The following is a 17,780-nucleotide window of genomic DNA, read 5'->3' as shown; positions in this document are numbered from 1 at the left end:
CGGTCGTGCCCGAGCCGTCGTCCGTCCGCCTGCTCGGGCCCGCCGAGGTCCGGTCGCTGGCGGCCGAGCTCGACCTGCGACCCACCAAGCAGCGCGGGCAGAACTTCGTCATCGACCCCAACACCGTGCGCCGGATCGTCCGAGAGTCGGGCGTCGGCGCCGACGACGTCGTCGTCGAGGTCGGCCCGGGTCTCGGGTCGCTGACCCTGGCCCTGCTCGAGGTCGTCGACCGGGTGGTCGCCGTCGAGGTCGATCCGTTGCTGGCCGGCCGCCTGGCCGCCACCGTGGCCGAGAGGGCCCCCGACCGGGCCGAGCGGTGCGAGGTGGTGCTCGCCGACGCCCTGCACGTCGACGCGCTGCCGGGCCCGCCGCCCACCGCGCTGGTCGCCAACCTGCCCTACAACGTCTCGGTGCCGGTGCTGCTCCACCTGCTCGCGCTGCTGCCGTCGCTGGAGCGGGGACTGGTGATGGTGCAGGCCGAGGTCGCCGACCGGCTGGCGGCCGGGCCGGGCTCGAAGGTCTACGGCATCCCGTCGATCAAAGCGGCCTGGTCGGCCGACGTCCGCCGCGCCGGGTCGATCGGCCGCAACGTCTTCTGGCCGGCCCCCAACGTCGACTCCGGCCTGGTGGCCTGGACCCGGCGCGAGCCTCCGGCGACCACCGTCACCCGCGAGCAGGTGTTCGCGGTGGTCGACGCGGCGTTCGCCCAGCGTCGCAAGGCCCTGCGCGGCGTGCTGCGTCCGATCGCCGGCTCGGCCGAGGCGGCCGAGGCGGCGCTGCGCACGGCCGGCGTCGACCCGATGGCCCGCGGCGAGGCGCTGACCCTCGACCAGTTCGTGCGCGTCACCGAGGAGCTGCACCGGTGAGCGGTCGCCAGGTCACCGTCAGGGCGTCGGCCAAGATCAACCTCCACCTCGGCGTGGGTGCGGCCCGGTCCGACGGGTTCCACCCCCTCGAGACCGTCTACCAGGCCGTGAGCCTCTACGACGACCTCACCGCCCGCCCCGGCACCGGAGTCACCGTCACCGGCGAGCCGCACGTCGCGGTCGCCGACGTGCCGACCGACGAGACCAACCTCGCGGCCCGGGCGGCCCGCGCGTTGACCGACCGGCCCACGGCGCTGACCATCCACAAGGCGGTCCCGGTGGCGGGCGGGATGGCCGGCGGCTCCGCCGACGCCGCCGCCGCCCTGGTCGCGACCGACCGGCTCTGGGACCTCGGCACCACCGACGACGACCTGCTGGCCCACGCCGCCGGGCTGGGCTCCGACGTGCCGTTCTCGCTGGTGGGGGGCACGGCGCTCGGCACCGGCCGCGGCGAGGTCGTCACCGCGGTCGACGACCGGCACACCTGGTGGTGGGTCGTGGCTCCCGCGACCGGCGGCCTCTCGACCGCCGCGGTCTACCGCCGCTTCGACGAGCTGGCCGAGCTCGCCGAGCTCGCCGAGCCCACGGCGACGCCGACGCCGTCCGGGCCGCTGCTCGACGCGCTGGCCTCCGGCGACCCCCACCAGCTGGCCGCCACGCTGCACAACGACCTCCAGCCGGCCGCGCTCGACCTACGGCCCGACCTGGGGGAGCTGCTGACCCGCGGCGAGGAGGCCGGTGCGCTGCGCGGGCTGGTCTCCGGCTCCGGGCCGACCTGCGTCTTCCTCACCGGCTCGCCCGACCACGCCCGCGAGGTCTCCGCGGCGCTCGACGGGTCGCTGGTCGCCCACGGGCCGGTGGCCGGCGCCCACGTGGTGACCTATGCCTAGCGGCGCCCAGAACCTGCTCAACCTCGAGCGGGTCTCCAAGTCCTACGGCGTCCGCCCGCTGCTGACCGACGTCTCCCTCGGCATCGGCGCGGGCGAGCGGATCGGCATCGTCGGCCGCAACGGCGACGGCAAGACCACGCTGCTGGAGGTGATGACCGGGCTCGAGGAGCCCGACACCGGTCGCGTCTCCCAGCAGCGTGGTTTGCTCATCGGCTACCTCCACCAGGGCGACGAGCTGGTCGACACCCACTCGGTGCGCGAGGCGGTGCTGGCCGGGCGCAGCGACCACGAGTGGGCGGCCGACCCGCGCACCCGCGAGGTGGTCGAGGTGCTGCTCGCCGGGGTCTCGCTGGACCGGCCGGTGCTCGGCCTCTCCGGCGGTGAGCGGCGCCGCTGCTCGCTGGCCGCGCTGCTCCTGGGCACCCACGACCTGCTCGTGCTCGACGAGCCCACCAACCACCTCGACGTCGAGGCGGTCGCGTGGCTCGCCCAGCACCTCGTCGCACAGCCGTCGGCCCTGGTCGTCGTCACCCACGACCGGTGGTTCCTCGACGCGGTCTGCCAGTGGACCTGGGAGGTCCACGACGGCCGGGTCGACGCCTACGAGGGCGGCTACGCGGCGTTCGTGCTGGCCAAGGCCGAGCGCCAGCGCCAGGCGTCGGCGTCGGAGACCCGTCGCCAGAACCTGGCGCGCAAGGAGCTGGCCTGGCTGCGCCGCGGCCCGCCGGCCCGGACCTCGAAGCCCAAGTTCCGCATCGACGCCGCGAACGCGCTCATCGAGGACGTGCCGCCCCCGCGCGACCGGATGGAGCTGCAGCGGTTCGCCGCGCAGCGGCTCGGCAAGGACGTGATCGACGTCGAGGACGCCGACCTCGTGCGCGGCGACCGGGTGCTGCTCTCCCACGCCACCTGGCGGCTCGGCCCGGGCGACCGGGTGGGCATCGTCGGCGTCAACGGCGCCGGCAAGACCTCGGTGCTCTCGCTGCTCTCCGGCGACCTCGCACCCAGCGCGGGGCGGGTGCGGCTGGGTCGCACCGTCGCGATGCAGCACCTCACCCAGCAGCTCGACGACATCGACCCCGAGGCGCGGGTGCTGCCCTCGGTCGAGTCGATCCGCCGGGTCACCCGCACCGCCGACGGCAGCGAGATCACCGCCACCTCGATGCTCGAGCGGTTCGGCTTCACCGGCGACCGGCTCACCACCCGCCTCGGCGACCTGTCCGGAGGCGAGCGGCGTCGCTTCCAGCTGCTCCGGCTGCTGATGACCGAGCCCAACGTGCTGCTCCTCGACGAGCCCACCAACGACCTCGACATCGAGACCCTCACGGTGCTCGAGGACTTCCTCGACGGCTGGCCCGGCACGCTGGTCGTGGTCTCCCACGACCGCTACTTCCTCGAGCGGGTCACCGACTCGGTCTGGGCGCTGCTCGGCGACGGCCGGCTCTCGATGCTGCCCCGTGGCGTCGACGAGTACCTCGAGCGCCGGGCCGCCGACGAGCGGGCCGCCGCGGCGTCCACGCACCCGCAGGAGGCCACGCCGACCTCGGCTGCCCCGGCTGCCCCCGCCGCCGCGGCTGCCTCGGCCGCCCCCGCCAAGGCTCGGGCCGGCAGCGCCGAGGAGCGGGCCGCCCGCAAGACCATGAGCCGGATCGACAAGCGCCTCGAGCGGATCGCCGAGCGCGAGGCCGAGCTCAACGCCGAGGTGCTCGTGCACGCCGCCGACTACGAGCGCCTCGCCGGGATCAGCGCCGAGCTCGGCCGGCTGGCCGAGGAGCGCGAGGAGCTCGAGGTCGAGTGGCTCGAGGCCGCCGAGCAGGTCGACTGAGCTCGTACGCCGAGTCGTCGCTACTGCACTGCAGTAACGACGACTCGACGGCGTTCGGGTGGTGCGGGCTCAGGCGAACGGCGCCAGCAGCCGCCGCAGCAGGCCGGCCAGCTCCTCCTGCTGCCGGGCCGGCAGCTCGGCGAGCAGCCGCTCCTCGGCCTCGAGCAGGGCGGTGAACGCGGCGTCGACGGCCGCCCCGCCCTCGGGGGTCAGCCGCACGATGACGCCGCGGCGGTCGTCGGGGTCGGGGTAGCGCTCCACCAGCCCGCGCGCGGCCAGCCGGTCGACCCGGTTGGTCATCGTTCCGCTGGTGACCAGCGTCTCGCGCAGCAGCCGGCCGGGGGAGAGCTCGTAGGGCTTCCCGGCCCGGCGCAGCGCGGCCAGCACGTCGAACTCCCACGACTCGATGCCGGAGGCCGTGAACGCCTGCCGTCGCGCCAGGTCGAGGTGGCGGGCCAGCCGGGAGATCCGGCTGAACACGGCGACGGGCGCCAGGTCGAGATCCGGGCGCTCGCGCGCCCACGCCTCCACCAGCCCGTCGACCTCGTCCCGCATGCCGGCAGCCTAGCCGAACGTCGAGAATCTTGACATCAAGAGACTGACCGGCGCAGGCTGGCGGCATGACGCACCGGTGGGACCCCGACCGCTACCTCGCCTACGCCGACGAGCGCGGCCGGCCGTTCGTGGAACTGGTCGCCCGGATCGGGGCCGAGCGGCCCGGGGCGGTCGTCGACCTCGGCTGCGGACCGGGCAACCTCACCGCGCTGCTCGCCGAGCGGTGGCCGGGCGCGGAGGTGCGCGGCGTCGACGCCAGCCCGGAGATGGTCGAGCGGGCCCGGGCCGACCACCCCGCGCTGCGCTTCGACGTGGGCGACCTGCGGACCTGGACGCCGGCCGCCCCCGTCGACGTGCTGGTCTCCAACGCCACGCTCCAGTGGCTGCCCGACCACGTCGACCTGCTGCCGGCCCTGGTCGACCGGGTGCGCCCGGGCGGCTGGTTCGGCTTCCAGGTGCCCGGCAACCACGACCAGCCCAGCCACACGCTGCGGGCCGCGCTCGCGGCCGAGCCGGCGTACGCCGCTCACACCGCCGGGGTCGCCTCACCCGTCGCGCTGGACGCCGCGGCGTACCTCGACGTCCTCGCCGGTCTCGGCTGCGAGGTCGACGCCTGGGAGACGACCTACCTCCACGTGCTCCGCGGCGCCGACCCGGTCTTCGCCTGGGTGACCGGCACGGGCGCCCGGCCGACCCTCCAGGCCCTGCCCGACGACCTGCGACCGGCCTTCGAGGCCGAGCTGAAGGCGCGGCTCGCGGCGGCGTACCCCGCCCGGGCCGACGGCTCGGTCGTGCTGCCGTTCCGCAGGGTCTTCGTGGTGGCCAGGGTGCCCGGCTGAGCGCTGGCGCGAGCGGCTAGCACGCCGGAGCGGGAGCCCACGCGCGGCGCCCCGGCGCGTCGCAGACTTACGATCAATTGGGTAATCGAGGGTCAGACCTTGCGGGTCGGCGACGTCCTCACGTAACGATTGGTCCCACGCTGCGTTGTCACGGCGACCGACCGAGGACGGCCCCTCGAGAGAAGCGGGGGGAAGCTCCCCCCGAGGGGCCGACCACGGACGGTCACCCAGCGCACGGATACCCAGCCGGGTATTTCGTCGCCCAAACCGTAGCAGCGCCATGCCCCTGCTGCACTTGCTTCTCGGAGAGGTTCTTCACCCATGGCCACTGAGGGTCCCGACATGACGGCGGTCGTCAACCGCATCAAGCGCGCCCAGGGGCAGCTCGCCGGCGTGCTGCGGATGCTCGAGGAGGGCCGCGACCTCCAGGAGGTCGTCAACCAGCTCAAGGCCGTGACCCGCGCGCTCGACCGGGCGGGGTTCTCGATGATCGCCGCCGAGCTGCGCCGCCACGCAGCCGAGGGCAACGTCGGCGACGACGAGCTGGCCCAGCTGGAGAAGTTCTTCCTCTCCCTGGCCTGACGCCCGCGGGCCGGCCCGCCCCGCGCTGGCACTCCTTGTTACTGACGGGTAATGTCTGGCCCCATGAGCCAGGTCCTCTCCCTGTGGCGCACCACCTCGCGCCTGCCCGTCGTCGGTGACCTCCTCGGCACCCGGCTGTTCTCGTTCGCCTTCACCCGCCGGGCGCCGTACTTCGCCTCGATCCGGCCGCGGTTCACCGTCATCGAGCCCAACCGGGCCGAGCTGGTGATCCCGAAGCGCCGCGGCGTCCACAACCACATCGGCACCGTGCACGCGATCGCGCTCTGCAACGGCCTCGAGGCCGCGATGGGTGCACTGGCCGAGGCGACGATCCCGGCCGACAGGCGCTGGATCCCCAAGGGCATGGAGGTCTCCTACACGGCGAAGGCGACCAGCGACATCACCTGCATCGCCGAGACCGACGCCGCGCAGTGGGCCTCCGACGACCCCGACCTGCCGGTGCGGGTGCGCGGCGTGCGCGACGACGGCACTGTGGTCATCGAGGGCACCATCAACCTCTGGGTGACGTCCAAGAAGTAGCGGATCTGGCGGGGGTCAGGCGGCCCCGCCCGTGTTCTCGCCGCCCTGCTGGTTGCCGACCCGGGTGAGGTCCAGCGGGTTCTTCTCGCCGACCAGCCGCTTCTGCAGCCAGGTCGCGAGCCAGGAGAGCGCCAGGTTGACCACGATGTAGATCCCCGCGATCACGATCATGGTGGGGACGCGGTTGTCGAACTGCAGGTAGATCTGGCGGTAGATCCGGGTCAGTCCCGGCGCCAGCACGTACTGCCCGAGTGCGGTGTCCTTCAGCGCCACGATGCACTGGCTGATGATGGCCGGCAGCATGATCTTCACCGCCTGCGGCATCAGCACGATGTTCATCACCTGGGTCTTCCGCAGGCCGAGGGCGTACGCCGCCTCCGCCTGGCCCTTCGGGACCGCGAGCACCCCCGCGCGCAGGACCTCGGCCAGCACCGCCCCGTTGTAGAGCGTCAGCGCGATGACCACCGCCCAGAACGACGTGCCGGGCTCGGAGATGCCGAGCGTGTACCAGGCGAAGATCATGAGCAGGAGCACCGGCACCGCCCGGAAGAACTCGACGACCAGCCACAAGGGCCAGCGCAGCAACCGGTGGTCGGACAGCTTGCCGATACCCAGCACGAACCCGAGCACGACCGCCCCCAGGACCGCGAGGCCGGCCATCTTCAGGGTCTGCAGCAGGCCGTCGACCACGATCACCTCGAGGTAGCGAGGGGTCACGAAGACCTCCCACTTGTCGCCCTCGAACTGGCCGGCCTGGTGGAGCTTGTAGACCACCCAGGCCAGGACGGCCACGACCACGACCAGCGCGACCAGGCTGTAGGCCCGGTGCCGCGCGACGGTGCGCGGGCCCGGGGCGTCGAAGAGGACGTTGCTGCCGCTCATGCGATCCTCCATCGTCGCTCGGCCCGGGCCGCGGCGAACGAGACCACCTCCACGAGCACGATGTAGCCGATGGCGAAGGCGATGAAGATCCCGAGTCGCTGGCTGGCGAAGCTGTTGGTGAAGGTGCGCATCTGCGCGACCGCCTCGGCGACCCCGAACACGGCCGCGACCGAGGTGTTCTTGATCAGCGCGATCTGCACGCTCGCGAGGGGCGGCAGCGCGGCCCGGAACGCCTGCGGGAGCACCACGTTGGTCATTACGCCGCCGAACGGGAGGCCGATCGCACGCGCCGCCTCCGCCTGGCCCAGCGGCACCGCGTTGACCCCGGCCCGCAGGGCCTCGCACACGAAGGTGCACGTGTAGAGCGACAGCGACGCCACCGCCGCCCCGAACAGCTCGGTGAAGTCGAAGCGGCCGATGTGCACGTCGAGCCAGGTGAACCGGATGTTGATGATCGGTGCGAAGAAGGCGAAGAAGGCGAAGACGATCACCAGCGGCGTGTTGCGCACCGTGGTGACGTACGTCGTCGCGGCCGCGCGGAGGACCGCGACGGGGCCGACCCGCATCGCGACGAGCACGGTGCCGAGCACCAGTGACAGCAGGCCGGAGATCACGAACAGCGCGAGCGTGTAGCCGAAGGCCTGGAGGTAGGCGTCGAGGTCGTCGAGCACGGCGTTCACCGGGTCGTCCCCCTTCCGGGTGGCGAGCAGGGTCCGGGACGGCGCGGGCGGTGCCGCGCCGTCCCGGACGGGTCAGTCATCAGGAGTGGTGGCTCAGGCAGCGCACTCGTCGAGCGCCGGCGGCTCCGGCGTCTCGACGCCCGACGGGCCGAGGGTCAGCTCGAAGGCCTCGGCCCAGGAGCCGTCCTCGAAGGAGTCCTCGAGCACGTCGTTGATCCACTCGCACATCTCGGGCCGGTCCTTGCTGTAGCCGACGCCGATCCGCTCCTCGGAGAACTCCTCGCCGACGACCTTCAGCTGCCCCTCGTTCTGGGCCGCGAAGCCGGCCAGGATGGTGCCGTCGGTCGACATCGCCGCGACGGTGCCGTCGAGCACCTTCTGCACGCACTCGGAGTAGCTGTCGAAGCCGACACCCTTGGCGCCCGCCTCGTTGATCCGGTCGATGGAGGTCGAGCCGGTCACCGAGCAGACCTCCTGGCCCTTGAGGTCGTCGATGCTCTCGACGTCGGAGTCCGACGGCACGAGCAGCTGCTGGCCGGTCACGAAGTACGGGCCGGTCTGCCCGACGACCTGGCGGCGCTCGTCGGTGATCGAGTACGTCGCCAGCACCAGGTCGACGCGACCCTCCTGGAGGAACGGCTCGCGGTTGTCGGAGATGGTCTCCACCCACTCCACGTTGTCGGAGTCGGGGTCGATGCCGAGGTCGGCGACGAGCAGCTTGGCGATCTCGACGTCGAAACCGGTGGGCACGTCGCCACCGGCCTCCATGAAGCCGAGTCCCGGCTGGTCGTACTTGACGCCGACCTTGATGGTGCCCGCCTCGGCGAGCTCCTTCATGCGAGTGCCGTCGTCGAACTCCTCGGCGGCGTTCTCGTTGGCCTCGACGTCGCGGCCCTCGGTGTCCTCCCCGGCATCGCCGCACGCGGCCAGGGCGCTTGCGAGGAGGACCGCTGCCGCGGCCGCCCGGAACTTCATCCTTCGCATTGCATCTCTCCTTGGTTGTCGGCTGGAGTCGGTGGTGGCCGACGGTGGGGTCAGTGCCGCAGGATCTTGCCCAGGAAGTCCTTCGCCCGGTCGCTGCGGGGGTTGGTGAAGAACTCGTCGGGGGTGTTCTCCTCCGCGACCGCGCCGTCGGCCATGAAGACCACGCGGTCGGCGGCGGTGCGGGCGAAGCCCATCTCGTGGGTGACCACGATCATCGTCATCCCGCCCTTGGCGAGGTCGACCATCACGTCGAGGACCTCCGAGATCATCTCGGGGTCGAGTGCGGAGGTGGGCTCGTCGAAGAGCATCACCTTGGGGTGCATGGCGAGGGCGCGGGCGATCGCGACGCGCTGCTGCTGGCCGCCGGAGAGCTGCGCGGGGTACTTGGCGGCCTGGTGGCCGACCCCCACCCGGTCGAGCAGCGCCCGGGCCTCGGTCTCGGCCTGCGCCTTGTCCTGCTTGCGCACCTTGATCGGCCCCAGGGTGACGTTCTCGAGGATCGTCTTGTGGGCGAAGAGGTTGAAGCTCTGGAAGACCATGCCGACCTCGGCGCGGAGGTTGGCGAGCTCCTTGCCCTCCTGGGGCAGCGGCTCGCCGTCGAGGCTGATCGAGCCCTTGTCGATGGTCTCCAGCCGGTTGATCGCCCGGCACAGCGTCGACTTGCCCGACCCCGACGGCCCGATCACGACCACCACCTCGCCGCGGTTGACGGTGAGGTTGATGTCGCGCAGGACGTGCAGGTCGCCGAACCACTTGTCGACGTGGTCGAGCACGACCAGCGGCTCGCCGGTGGCTGCCGAGGTCGCACCTTCCGCCGCGAGAGTCATGCGGCGGACCCTAGCGCCATCTGGTCCGGGTGGGCCATGGCCGGGGTGCCACCGACACCAGTCCGTGACCATCCTGGTGGGTGGCGCCCCGGGTGGTGGTTTCCCCGGTTCACCGGGGAAACCCCCACTTCTCGGCCGGAGTTCTGGCCGAGAGGTCGAGGTTCTGGCCGAGAGGTCCGCGTGCCGCGGCGGGATTCGGGGTCACCGAGCCGCCCGCCGTACCCTTGACCGGTCATGACCAGCACCGCAGCACCCCGCACCTACGAGGTCCGCACCTACGGGTGCCAGATGAATGTCCACGACTCCGAGCGGCTCAGCGGGCTGCTCGAGGACGCGGGCTACGCCGCCGCGCCCGCCGGCGAGCAGGCCGACGTCGTCGTGTTCAACACCTGCGCGGTGCGCGAGAACGCCGACAACAAGCTCTACGGCAACCTCGGCCACCTCGCCCCCGTGAAGGCGGCTCGGCCGGGCATGCAGATCGCGGTGGGCGGCTGCCTGGCGCAGAAGGACCGCACCACGATCACCGAGCGTGCGCCCTGGGTCGACGTCGTCTTCGGCACCCACAACATCGGCTCGCTGCCGGTGCTGCTCGAGCGGGCCCGGGTGCAGGAGGAGGCGCAGGTCGAGATCCTCGAGTCGCTCGACGTCTTCCCGAGCACGCTGCCCACCCGCCGCGAGTCGGCGTACGCCGCCTGGGTGTCGGTGTCGGTGGGTTGCAACAACACCTGCACGTTCTGCATCGTCCCGAGCCTGCGCGGCAAGGAGAAGGATCGCCGGCCCGGCGAGATCCTGGCCGAGATCGAGGCGCTCGTGGCCGAGGGCGTCAGCGAGATCACCCTGCTGGGCCAGAACGTCAACGCCTACGGCGTGGAGTTCGGCGACCGGCAGGCGTTCTCGAAGCTGCTGCGCGCGTGCGGCCAGGTCGAGGGGCTCGAGCGGGTGCGGTTCACCTCGCCCCACCCCGCCGAGTTCACCGACGACGTGATCGAGGCGATGGCCGAGACCCCCAACGTGATGCCCAGCCTGCACATGCCGCTGCAGTCGGGCTCCGACCGGGTGCTGCGCGCGATGCGGCGCTCCTACCGCTCCGAGCGGTTCCTCGGGATCATCGAGCGGGTGCGTGCCGCCATGCCCGACGCTGCGATCACCACCGACATCATCGTCGGCTTCCCGGGCGAGACCGAGGAGGACTTCCAGCAGACGCTGGACGTCGTGGCCGCGTCTCGCTTCGCCAGCGCCTTCACGTTCCAGTACTCCAAGCGCCCCGGCACCCCCGCCGCCGACCTGCCCGACCAGGTCGACCCGGCCGTGGTCAAGGACCGCTACGGCCGGCTGGCCGAGCTCGTCAGCAGGGTCGCCTGGGACGAGAACAAGCGACTGGTCGGCCGGACCGTCGACCTGATGGTCGCCGAGGGCGAGGGTCGCAAGGACGCCGAGACGCTGCGGCTCTCCGGCCGCGCCCCCGACAACCGCCTGGTCCACTTCGCCGCGCCCGCCGAGCCGGTGCGCCCGGGCGACGTGGTCACCACGGAGATCACCTACGCCGCCCCCCACCACCTGGTCGCCGACGGCGTCGCGTCGGTGCGGCGCACCCGGTCGGGCGACGCCTGGGAGGCCCGCACGGCGGCGCCCGTCTCGGCCGGCGTGGGCCTCGGCATGCCGACGGTCGGCGTACCCGCCCCGCTGCCGGCGGCCCCGGCCTGCCGCTGATCCCTTTACCCTGACCTGGTGCCAGCCGACGCTCCCACGATCCTGGCGACCTCGGGTGGGGTCGTCGCCGGCGCGCGCACCCGCTACTCCGCGGGGCCGCTGACCCACCACGCCGTCGAGCTCGCCGGGGTCACCGGCCGGGCGCCGCGGGTGACGTTCCTCGCGACCGCGTGCGGCGACCAACCGGCGATCATCCGCGACTTCCACGACATGGCCCACGAGGCCGGCTGGCAGGGCAGCCACCTCCAGCTGTTCTCGATGCCGAACGTCCCCGACGTGACCGAGCACCTGCTGGCCCAGGACGTGGTGTGGGTCTGGGGCGGCAGCGTCGCCGGGCTGCTGGCGATGTGGCGGCTGCACGGCCTCGACGTCGCGATGCGCACCGCCTGGGAGGCCGGCGTCGTGCTCACCGGCGTCTCCGCGGGGTCGCTGTGCTGGCACGTCGGCGGCACCACCGACTCGTTCGGGCCGGAGCTGCGTCCGATCGACAACGGCCTCGCGCTGGTGCCGTACTCCAACGGCGTCCACTACGACTCCGAGGCCCAGCGCCGCCCGCTCTACCACCGGCTCGTCGCCGACGGCACGCTGCCGGCCGGCTACGCGACCGACGACGGCGTCGGCGTGCTCTACCGCGGCACCGAGATGGTCGAGGCGCTCACCGAGGTCGACGGCAAGGCCGCGTACCTCGTCGAGCGCGGGCCCGACGGCACCGCTGTCGAGACCGAGCTTCCGGTGCGGTTGCTGCGCTGACGCTGGGTCTGGTCGGCGGGCGCGGTGCGGCTGGGTGGCGGTGGGCAGGCCTCGGTTTGCGGCACGAGAACGGCGGCTCACTCACCGCTGCCTGGAGTTGCGGCCGGCGGCGGGGTGGCGGTGGGCAGGCCTCGGTTTGCGGTCTGGCAATGGCGGCTCACTCACCGCCGCCCGGAACCACCCGCCGGGCGGCGGTGGGCGGGCCGCGGACCGATGCGCGAGAACGGCGGCTCACTCACCGCTGCCCGGAACCACCCCCAGGGGCACCGGCTGCGGCACCCTCAGCCGGCGTGGAAGGGATGCTCCTCCGAGCGCGGGTCGAGCGAGGGGTAGCCGGCCTTGGGCGGGCGGCCGTCTGGGTTCTCCTCGGGCCCGCCGGCGGACTGCTCGGGGGCGGGGTCGTCGGGCGCGTCGGCGGGCCCGGTGTAGCGGACCCCGTCGGTGCCGGTCTGGCCCGGGCCGGCGTGGCCGACCCGCTCGCTGCTGACGCCCATGTCGCCCTCGAGGCTCGGGTTCGAGTCCCGGAGGTCGGTCTCCTGCTCGTGTCCGGTCATGACCCACCGGTACCCACGGTCAGACCGGCGACTCGTCCTCGGGGTCGAGGCCCTCGCCGTCCTTGGTGGCCTCGGTCTCGGTGTCCTCGCCCTCCGAGAGGGCGTCGGGGCGCTCCTCCTCGTCGATGGCGGGGTTGTCCTCCGGGGCGAGGTCGGCCGGCAGGGGCGCCGGGCCGTCGTCGTCCGGGACCGCGTCGGCGCCGCCCGGGTTGGGCTCGCCGGGCTCGATCTCCGCCTCGGGCTTGGGGCCGAGGTCGCCGTCCTGGGTCATGCAGGTCCTCCGGATCAGAAGCCGAACGTGGAGTACGCCGGTTGCCCGCCCTCGCGCAGCCCATTCAGCACGGCGAGCTCGTGGGGCACCACCGGGTGGGGCAGCGCGTCGAGCCGGCACCAACGCAGCTCGGCGCACTTGGCCGGCTCGAGGATCGTCGGCTCGCCCGACCAGGACCGCGCGGTGAAGAAGAAGTCGATGCGCTCGTCGATCGGGTCGGCGTGTCGGGTGCGCTGCATCGAGGTGACGAAGGTGAGGTCGACGTCGGTCACGCCGATCTCCTCGGCGGCCTCGCGACGGGCCGCGTCGTACGCCGTCTCGCCGCGCTCGACGTGGCCGGCGGCGGCCGCGGCCCAGTGGTCGTCCATGTATCCGGTGTGCTGGCGCAGCTGGAGCAGCACCTCGGTGCCGGCGTCGCCCTCGCGCAGCAGGAAGACGTAGGACGCCGGCACGACCGTGAACCGGCCGTGGTCGGGCGGGCTCACGTCGACGGCTGGTCCGCGGACGTCTCGGCGTTCTCCTCCTGGAGCGCCTCCTCGGCCTCGCTCGGCTCGGTGCCGTCAGGCAGCTCGCCGTCGTGCTCGCCGGGGGGCGTGGGGGTCGAGGTCACCGGATGTCGTCGTTCTTGCCGTCGAGGGAGTCGAGGGCGTCCTTGGCCTTGGCCGCGCCCTGCTCGATCTTGCCCTCGTGCTTGCCGCCGGTCCTGGCGTTGACGGCGTCGGCGGCCTTGTCGATGCCGTCGGCCACCTTGTCGCCGTGCTTGTCGACGGCGTCCTGCAGCTTGTCCTTGGCGTTGTCCAAGAAGCCCATGGTCCAGCCCCTCACGGAGGAGTGCGGCACCCGATGCGCCACGGTCGTTGCCACACTACTGACATGCCCGTCGACCCGACCACCGCCGAGCCCCCGGTGGTGGCGGTGGTCGGCGCCACCGCGTCGGGCAAGACCGCGCTGTCGCTCGACCTGGCCGAGCGGCTGGGCGGCGAGGTCGTCAACACCGACGCCATGCAGCTCTACCGCGGCATGGACATCGGCACCGCCAAGCTGCCCCTCGCCGAGCGCCGCGGGGTTCCCCACCACCTCCTCGACCGGCTCGAGGTCACCGAGCCGGCCTCGGTCGCGGAGTTCCAGGGCTGGGCCCGGGCGACGATCGCCGCACTGCGCGGTCGCGGGCGGACGCCGGTGCTGGTGGGCGGCTCGGCGCTCTACACCCGCGCGGTGCTCGACCGCTTCGAGTTCCCCGGCACCGACGACGCCGTACGCGCCCGGCTCGAGGCCGAGCTGGCCGACGCCGGCGCGGCGGCGCTGCACGACCGGCTCCGCCGACTCGACCCCGAGGCGGCCGACCGGATCCTGGTCGACAACAGCCGCCGCACGGTGCGCGCCCTGGAGGTCATCGAGCTGACCGGCCGGCCGTTCACCGCGACGCTGCCGGTGCTGGAGTACGTCGACCCCCGCACCGTGCAGGTCGGCGTCGACGTCGACCGGCCCACCCTCGACGCCCGCATCGAGCGCCGGGTCGACGCGATGTACGACGGGGGCCTGCTCGACGAGGTGCGCGACCTGCTGGCGAGCGGCTTGGCCGAGGGTCGCACGGCCAGCCGGGCGATCGGCTACCGCGAGGCGATGGCGGTGCTGGCCGGCGAGCTCACCGAGGCCGAGGCCCGCGAGCGCACCAAGGCGGCGACGCGCCGCTTCGCCCGGCGCCAGGACTCCTGGTTCCGCAAGGACCCGCGCATCACCTGGCTGCCCCACGACGCGCCCGACCTCGTCGACCGGGCTCTCGCTACCGTGCTCGCGTGACGCTCTCCCGCGCCGCCCAGGTGGTCGACGACCACGCCCCCGACCGGCCGCTCGTGGTCGCCGTCCGCGCCGGTGGCGCGAGCCGCACCTGGGTCCGCGGCGACCTGCCCGACGGCGCCGCGAGCGTCTTCGAGATCGGCTCCGTGACCAAGACCTGGACCGCCACGCTGCTGGCCCTGCTGGCCACCGAGGGGGTGGTCGGGCTCGACGATCCCGTCGCCGCCCACCTGCCGGTCGCGCCGCCGGTGGTGGGCCGCCCGATCACGCTGACCGACCTGGCCACCCACCACTCCGGGCTGCCGCGGCTGCCGGCCGGCCTCGGCCGTGGGTCGGTCGACCGCCGCGAACCCTACGCCGCCCTCGACGACGACGCCGTGCTCCGCGCGATCCCGGCGACCGCGCCCACCCGGCCGCCGGGGGAGCGGTTCCTCTACTCCAACTGGGGTGCGGGACTGCTCGGCCGGGCCCTCGCGCACGCCGCCGGCACGTCGTACGCCGACCTGGTGGCGACCCGGATCACCGGCCCACTCGGGCTCGACGACGCCTGGGTCGACCTGCCGCCGGCCGCCGAGCACCGGCTGGCGCCGGGTCACGGCTGGTGGGGTCGACCCGCGGGACGCTGGCACCTGGCGGGCCTCGCGGCCGCCGGCGGCGTCTGCGCCACCGCGACCGACCTGCTCGACTTCCTCGCGATCCACGACCCCGCGGCCACGGGGCCCCTCGCCGACGCAGCACGCGAGACCGCCCGGCAGCGGCACGACCTCGGCCGCGCCGGCGGGGTGGGCCTGGGCTGGCTGGTCACCCGCGGCGACGAGGGGCCGGCGACGTTCCGCGTGCCGCACGACGTGCTCTGGCACAACGGCGGCACCGGCGGCTACCGCTCGTTCGCGGCCGTGGTGCCCGCGACCGGTGACGCGGTGGTGCTCAGCGCCCGGGCTCGGAGCGTCGACGGGCTCGGCTGGCGGCTGGTCAGGTCGCTGGCCTGACGGCGTAGGTCACGTGCACGGCGTGCGGCGAGACCTCCACCTGCCGCTGCTCGAGCCGGTGCCGACCGGAGTCGGCGAAGAGCGGGGTGCCCGCGCCCATCACCTCCGGCGCGACGTGCAGGCGCAGCTCGTCGAGCAGCCCGGCCTCGAGGCACGACCGCACGGTCCGTGCGCCGCCCATCACCACGACGTCCTTGTCGCCGGCGGCCGCCCGGGCCCGCTCCACGGCCGCGGCCGGGGTGTCGACGAAGGTGAAGTCGAGGCCGAGCCGCACCGAGGCCGGCGGGTCGCTGGTCACGACCACGAACGCCGGCCGCCCGACCTGGTCGGCGCCGTAGCCCATCTGGTCGTCCCAGCCCTGCGGACCGTCGATGACGTCGAAGAGCGTGCGACCCATCACGACGGCGCCGCTCTCGACGGTGCTGCGCGCCAGCACCTGGCGGTCGACGGGGTGGTCGCTGACCAGCGCCCAGGCGTGCAGCGCCTCGCCGTCGCGGCCCAGCCCGAGGTCGGGTGCGGGGTCGGGTCCGGTCACGAAGCCGTCGATGGACACCGAGATGTCGCCGATCACGCGGGTCATGCCGGGACAGACCGTCCGTGGGCGCCGTACTCATCGGGCCGTACCCATCGGGCCGTACCCATCAGGCGGCCGGTCCCGAGCCGGCCACCGGCGCAAGAACGGTCAGGCGGACGACGTCGCGCACGCCCGAGAATGAGGTCATGACCGACCAGGGCCGCGACCGGCTGCGCGAGCTGCTCGACGCCGTGCTCGACGAGGACAACCGCACCCTCGACGACATGGCGGGTGGGGCGTACTCCTCGCCGTTCCACTTCAGCCGCCAGCTCTCCCGCGACGCCGGCGAGCCGCCGGTGGCGATGCGCCGCCGGGTGATGCTCGAGCGCGCCGCCTGGCAGATCGCCGGCGGCTCGTCGGTGACCGAGGCGGCGTTCGCGGCCGGCTACGACAGCGTCGAGGGGTTCTCACGGGCCTACGCCCGCGCGTTCGGGCACCCGCCGAGCCACCCGGCCGCGCACCACTGGCTGCCGGCGCCCAACGGCATCCACTTCCACCCGCCGATGTCGCTGTGGGTCGACAGCGCCGAGGCCGAGCGGCCCGGCGCGGGGTCGGCCTCGGAGGTGACCGCGCTGCTGGTGCACCACGACCTCGACGACGTGCGCGACCTGCTCGACGTGGTGAAGGGGCTTCCCGAGGAGGAGTACCGCCGGGTGCGGCTACCGGGCTCGATGCCGCTGCCGTGGGACGGCCCGGACGAGTCGGTCGCGCAGGTGATGACCCACCTGGTGCACACCCGCGAGATCTGGCTGGCCTCGATCGAGGGCGCCGACCTGCCCGACCTCTCGGCGGACGACGCCGACGACCCCGTCGAGCTGGCCCGCCGTCACGACGAGGTCGCGCCGCGGTGGCTGGCGATTGTGCGCGACGTCGAGCGGCGCGGCGCGTGGGGTGATCGGCTCGTCGACGCACTCTGCGACCCGCCCGAGAGCTTCGTGCTCGGCAGCGTGCTCGCCCACGTCCTGACCTTCTCGGCCCACCGGCGCCAGCTGGTGCGGCTGATGCTGGCCGGCACCGGCGCGGCCGGTGACCTGCCCGACCCCGACCCGATCACCTGGCTACGACGCCGCACCGGAGGACTCGCGTGAAGACCACCTTCTACACCGCCACCACCCTCGACGGCTTCCTCGCCGACGAGCACGACTCCCTCGACTGGCTGTTCGTCCAGGACGTCGAGGCCGACGGGCCGTTCGGCTACGACGACTTCATCGCCGGCGTGGGCGCGATCGTGATGGGTCGCACGACGTACGAGTGGGTGCTCGACCACCTCGCCGAGTCGGGCGAGCCGTGGGCGTACGCCATGCCGGCCTGGGTGATGACCCACGCCGAGGGGCTGCGCACGGTCGAGGGTGCCGACGTCCGGTTCGCGCAGGGCGAGGTGAAGCAGGTGCACGCCGACCTGGTGGAGGCGGCCGGCGGCAAGGACGTGTGGGTCGTCGGCGGGGGCGACCTCGCCGCCCAGTTCGCCGAGGCCGGGCTGCTCGACGAGGTCGTGGTCTCGATCGCGCCCGTCACGCTCGGCGCCGGCCGGCCGTTGTTCCCCCGGCGCTTCGACCTCAAGCTCACCGAGCTGGCCCGCAACGGCGACTTCGCCTGCGCCCGCTACGCCGTGGTCGGTCCGCGCACCTGACCCGTGCGCCTGACCCGTGCGCCTGACCTGTGCCC

At 73.4% G+C, this 17,780-nt stretch carries 23 protein-coding genes; 12 read left to right on the top strand and 11 right to left on the bottom strand.

Annotation, left to right across the window (positions count from 1 at the left end; genetic code table 11):
- Positions 1–5 precede the first annotated feature (5 nt).
- The 3 genes from rsmA to JT721_RS04225 are packed head-to-tail and all read left to right on the top strand — an operon-like array spanning position 6 to position 3,581.
- Complete coding sequence (rsmA, locus tag JT721_RS04235; protein WP_205471642.1) at positions 6–866, top strand: 16S rRNA (adenine(1518)-N(6)/adenine(1519)-N(6))-dimethyltransferase RsmA; 861 nt, start codon at positions 6–8, stop codon at positions 864–866.
- Complete coding sequence (locus tag JT721_RS04230; protein ID WP_205471641.1) at positions 863–1,756, top strand: 4-(cytidine 5'-diphospho)-2-C-methyl-D-erythritol kinase; 894 nt, start codon at positions 863–865, stop codon at positions 1,754–1,756. The genes rsmA and JT721_RS04230 overlap by 4 nt, the downstream gene beginning before the upstream one ends.
- The gene (locus JT721_RS04225; protein ID WP_205471640.1) at positions 1,749–3,581 is read left to right on the top strand and encodes an ABC-F family ATP-binding cassette domain-containing protein; all 1,833 of its coding nucleotides are present in this window, start codon (positions 1,749–1,751) and stop codon (positions 3,579–3,581) included. Before JT721_RS04230 ends, JT721_RS04225 begins: the two co-directional genes overlap by 8 nt.
- Before the next feature lie 69 nt (positions 3,582–3,650).
- On the opposite strand, the gene JT721_RS04220 is transcribed toward JT721_RS04225, so the two are convergent.
- Positions 3,651–4,136, bottom strand: a complete 486-nt coding sequence (locus JT721_RS04220) for a MarR family winged helix-turn-helix transcriptional regulator (RefSeq protein WP_205471639.1) — start codon at positions 4,134–4,136, stop codon at positions 3,651–3,653.
- A gap of 65 nt (positions 4,137–4,201) precedes the next feature.
- On the opposite strand from JT721_RS04220, the gene JT721_RS04215 reads away from it, so the two are divergent.
- From JT721_RS04215 to JT721_RS04205, 3 genes are all read left to right on the top strand, one after another.
- Positions 4,202–4,975 (top strand): trans-aconitate 2-methyltransferase, encoded by a 774-nt coding sequence (locus JT721_RS04215; RefSeq protein WP_205471638.1) that lies wholly within the window; start codon positions 4,202–4,204, stop codon positions 4,973–4,975.
- Between the two features lie 321 nt (positions 4,976–5,296).
- The gene (locus JT721_RS04210) at positions 5,297–5,557 is read left to right on the top strand and encodes a metal-sensitive transcriptional regulator (RefSeq protein ID WP_205471637.1); all 261 of its coding nucleotides are present in this window, start codon (positions 5,297–5,299) and stop codon (positions 5,555–5,557) included.
- A 63-nt stretch (positions 5,558–5,620) separates the two neighbouring features.
- Positions 5,621–6,097: a hotdog fold domain-containing protein gene (locus tag JT721_RS04205; protein WP_205471636.1), complete on the top strand. Its 477-nt coding sequence runs from the start codon at positions 5,621–5,623 to the stop codon at positions 6,095–6,097.
- A gap of 15 nt (positions 6,098–6,112) precedes the next feature.
- Here the strand turns inward: JT721_RS04205 and JT721_RS04200 are convergent, their stop codons facing one another.
- From JT721_RS04200 to JT721_RS04185, 4 genes are all read right to left on the bottom strand, one after another.
- Positions 6,113–6,979, bottom strand: a complete 867-nt coding sequence (locus tag JT721_RS04200; RefSeq protein ID WP_205471635.1) for an amino acid ABC transporter permease — start codon at positions 6,977–6,979, stop codon at positions 6,113–6,115.
- Positions 6,976–7,659 carry an ABC transporter permease subunit gene (locus JT721_RS04195; RefSeq protein WP_307827875.1) on the bottom strand — a complete coding sequence of 228 codons (684 nt, stop codon included), beginning with the start codon at positions 7,657–7,659 and terminating at the stop codon, positions 6,976–6,978. The genes JT721_RS04200 and JT721_RS04195 overlap by 4 nt, the downstream gene beginning before the upstream one ends.
- 93 nt (positions 7,660–7,752) lie before the next feature.
- Entirely contained in the window at positions 7,753–8,643 is an 891-nt protein-coding gene (locus tag JT721_RS04190) for a glutamate ABC transporter substrate-binding protein (RefSeq protein WP_205471634.1), read from the bottom strand.
- Positions 8,644–8,693: 50 nt separating this feature from the next.
- A complete protein-coding gene (locus JT721_RS04185; protein WP_374220861.1) occupies positions 8,694–9,470 on the bottom strand; it encodes an amino acid ABC transporter ATP-binding protein in 777 nt (258 codons plus the stop codon).
- A 234-nt stretch (positions 9,471–9,704) separates the two neighbouring features.
- On the opposite strand from JT721_RS04185, the gene miaB reads away from it, so the two are divergent.
- Together miaB and JT721_RS04175 are read left to right on the top strand one after the other, a co-directional pair.
- Complete coding sequence (gene miaB / locus JT721_RS04180; RefSeq protein WP_205471633.1) at positions 9,705–11,180, top strand: tRNA (N6-isopentenyl adenosine(37)-C2)-methylthiotransferase MiaB; 1,476 nt, start codon at positions 9,705–9,707, stop codon at positions 11,178–11,180.
- A gap of 18 nt (positions 11,181–11,198) precedes the next feature.
- Positions 11,199–11,930: a peptidase E gene (locus tag JT721_RS04175; protein WP_205471632.1), complete on the top strand. Its 732-nt coding sequence runs from the start codon at positions 11,199–11,201 to the stop codon at positions 11,928–11,930.
- Positions 11,931–12,211: 281 nt separating this feature from the next.
- Here JT721_RS04175 and JT721_RS04170 read toward each other — a convergent pair whose 3' ends face one another.
- From JT721_RS04170 to JT721_RS04155, 5 genes are read right to left on the bottom strand one after another with little or no spacing between them, the layout of a single operon-like run.
- Positions 12,212–12,484 carry a hypothetical protein gene (locus tag JT721_RS04170; protein ID WP_205471631.1) on the bottom strand — a complete coding sequence of 91 codons (273 nt, stop codon included), beginning with the start codon at positions 12,482–12,484 and terminating at the stop codon, positions 12,212–12,214.
- A gap of 19 nt (positions 12,485–12,503) precedes the next feature.
- Positions 12,504–12,755: a hypothetical protein gene (locus tag JT721_RS04165; protein ID WP_205471630.1), complete on the bottom strand. Its 252-nt coding sequence runs from the start codon at positions 12,753–12,755 to the stop codon at positions 12,504–12,506.
- 14 nt (positions 12,756–12,769) lie between these two features.
- Positions 12,770–13,240, bottom strand: coding sequence for an NUDIX domain-containing protein (locus JT721_RS04160; protein ID WP_205471629.1), 471 nt, complete (start codon positions 13,238–13,240; stop codon positions 12,770–12,772).
- Complete coding sequence (locus JT721_RS21230; RefSeq protein ID WP_275898690.1) at positions 13,237–13,365, bottom strand: hypothetical protein; 129 nt, start codon at positions 13,363–13,365, stop codon at positions 13,237–13,239. The genes JT721_RS04160 and JT721_RS21230 overlap by 4 nt, the downstream gene beginning before the upstream one ends.
- The gene (locus tag JT721_RS04155; RefSeq protein ID WP_205471628.1) at positions 13,362–13,565 is read right to left on the bottom strand and encodes an antitoxin; all 204 of its coding nucleotides are present in this window, start codon (positions 13,563–13,565) and stop codon (positions 13,362–13,364) included. Before JT721_RS04155 ends, JT721_RS21230 begins: the two co-directional genes overlap by 4 nt.
- A 63-nt stretch (positions 13,566–13,628) precedes the next feature.
- Here JT721_RS04155 and miaA point away from each other — a divergent pair, with 63 nt between their 5' ends.
- Together miaA and JT721_RS04145 are read left to right on the top strand one after the other, a co-directional pair.
- A complete protein-coding gene (gene miaA, locus JT721_RS04150; RefSeq protein WP_205471627.1) occupies positions 13,629–14,555 on the top strand; it encodes a tRNA (adenosine(37)-N6)-dimethylallyltransferase MiaA in 927 nt (308 codons plus the stop codon).
- On the top strand, positions 14,552–15,541 hold the full coding sequence (locus tag JT721_RS04145; RefSeq protein ID WP_205471626.1) for a serine hydrolase: 990 nt from the start codon (positions 14,552–14,554) through the stop codon (positions 15,539–15,541). Before miaA ends, JT721_RS04145 begins: the two co-directional genes overlap by 4 nt.
- Here JT721_RS04145 and JT721_RS04140 read toward each other — a convergent pair.
- Positions 15,525–16,121 (bottom strand): dihydrofolate reductase family protein, encoded by a 597-nt coding sequence (locus tag JT721_RS04140; RefSeq protein WP_205471625.1) that lies wholly within the window; start codon positions 16,119–16,121, stop codon positions 15,525–15,527. The genes JT721_RS04145 and JT721_RS04140 overlap by 17 nt on opposite strands.
- A gap of 140 nt (positions 16,122–16,261) precedes the next feature.
- On the opposite strand from JT721_RS04140, the gene JT721_RS04135 reads away from it, so the two are divergent.
- Together JT721_RS04135 and JT721_RS04130 are read left to right on the top strand one after the other, a co-directional pair.
- The gene (locus JT721_RS04135) at positions 16,262–17,203 is read left to right on the top strand and encodes a helix-turn-helix domain-containing protein (protein ID WP_205471624.1); all 942 of its coding nucleotides are present in this window, start codon (positions 16,262–16,264) and stop codon (positions 17,201–17,203) included.
- Positions 17,200–17,745, top strand: a complete 546-nt coding sequence (locus JT721_RS04130; protein WP_205471623.1) for a dihydrofolate reductase family protein — start codon at positions 17,200–17,202, stop codon at positions 17,743–17,745. Before JT721_RS04135 ends, JT721_RS04130 begins: the two co-directional genes overlap by 4 nt.
- Positions 17,746–17,780: the final 35 nt, after the last annotated feature.

The organism is Nocardioides sp. SYSU D00038, from assembly GCF_016924665.1.
Classification (GTDB): domain Bacteria; phylum Actinomycetota; class Actinomycetes; order Propionibacteriales; family Nocardioidaceae; genus Nocardioides.
The sequence above is the reverse complement of the archived record's forward strand: the minus strand, read 5'-3'. Positions and strand labels throughout refer to the sequence as shown.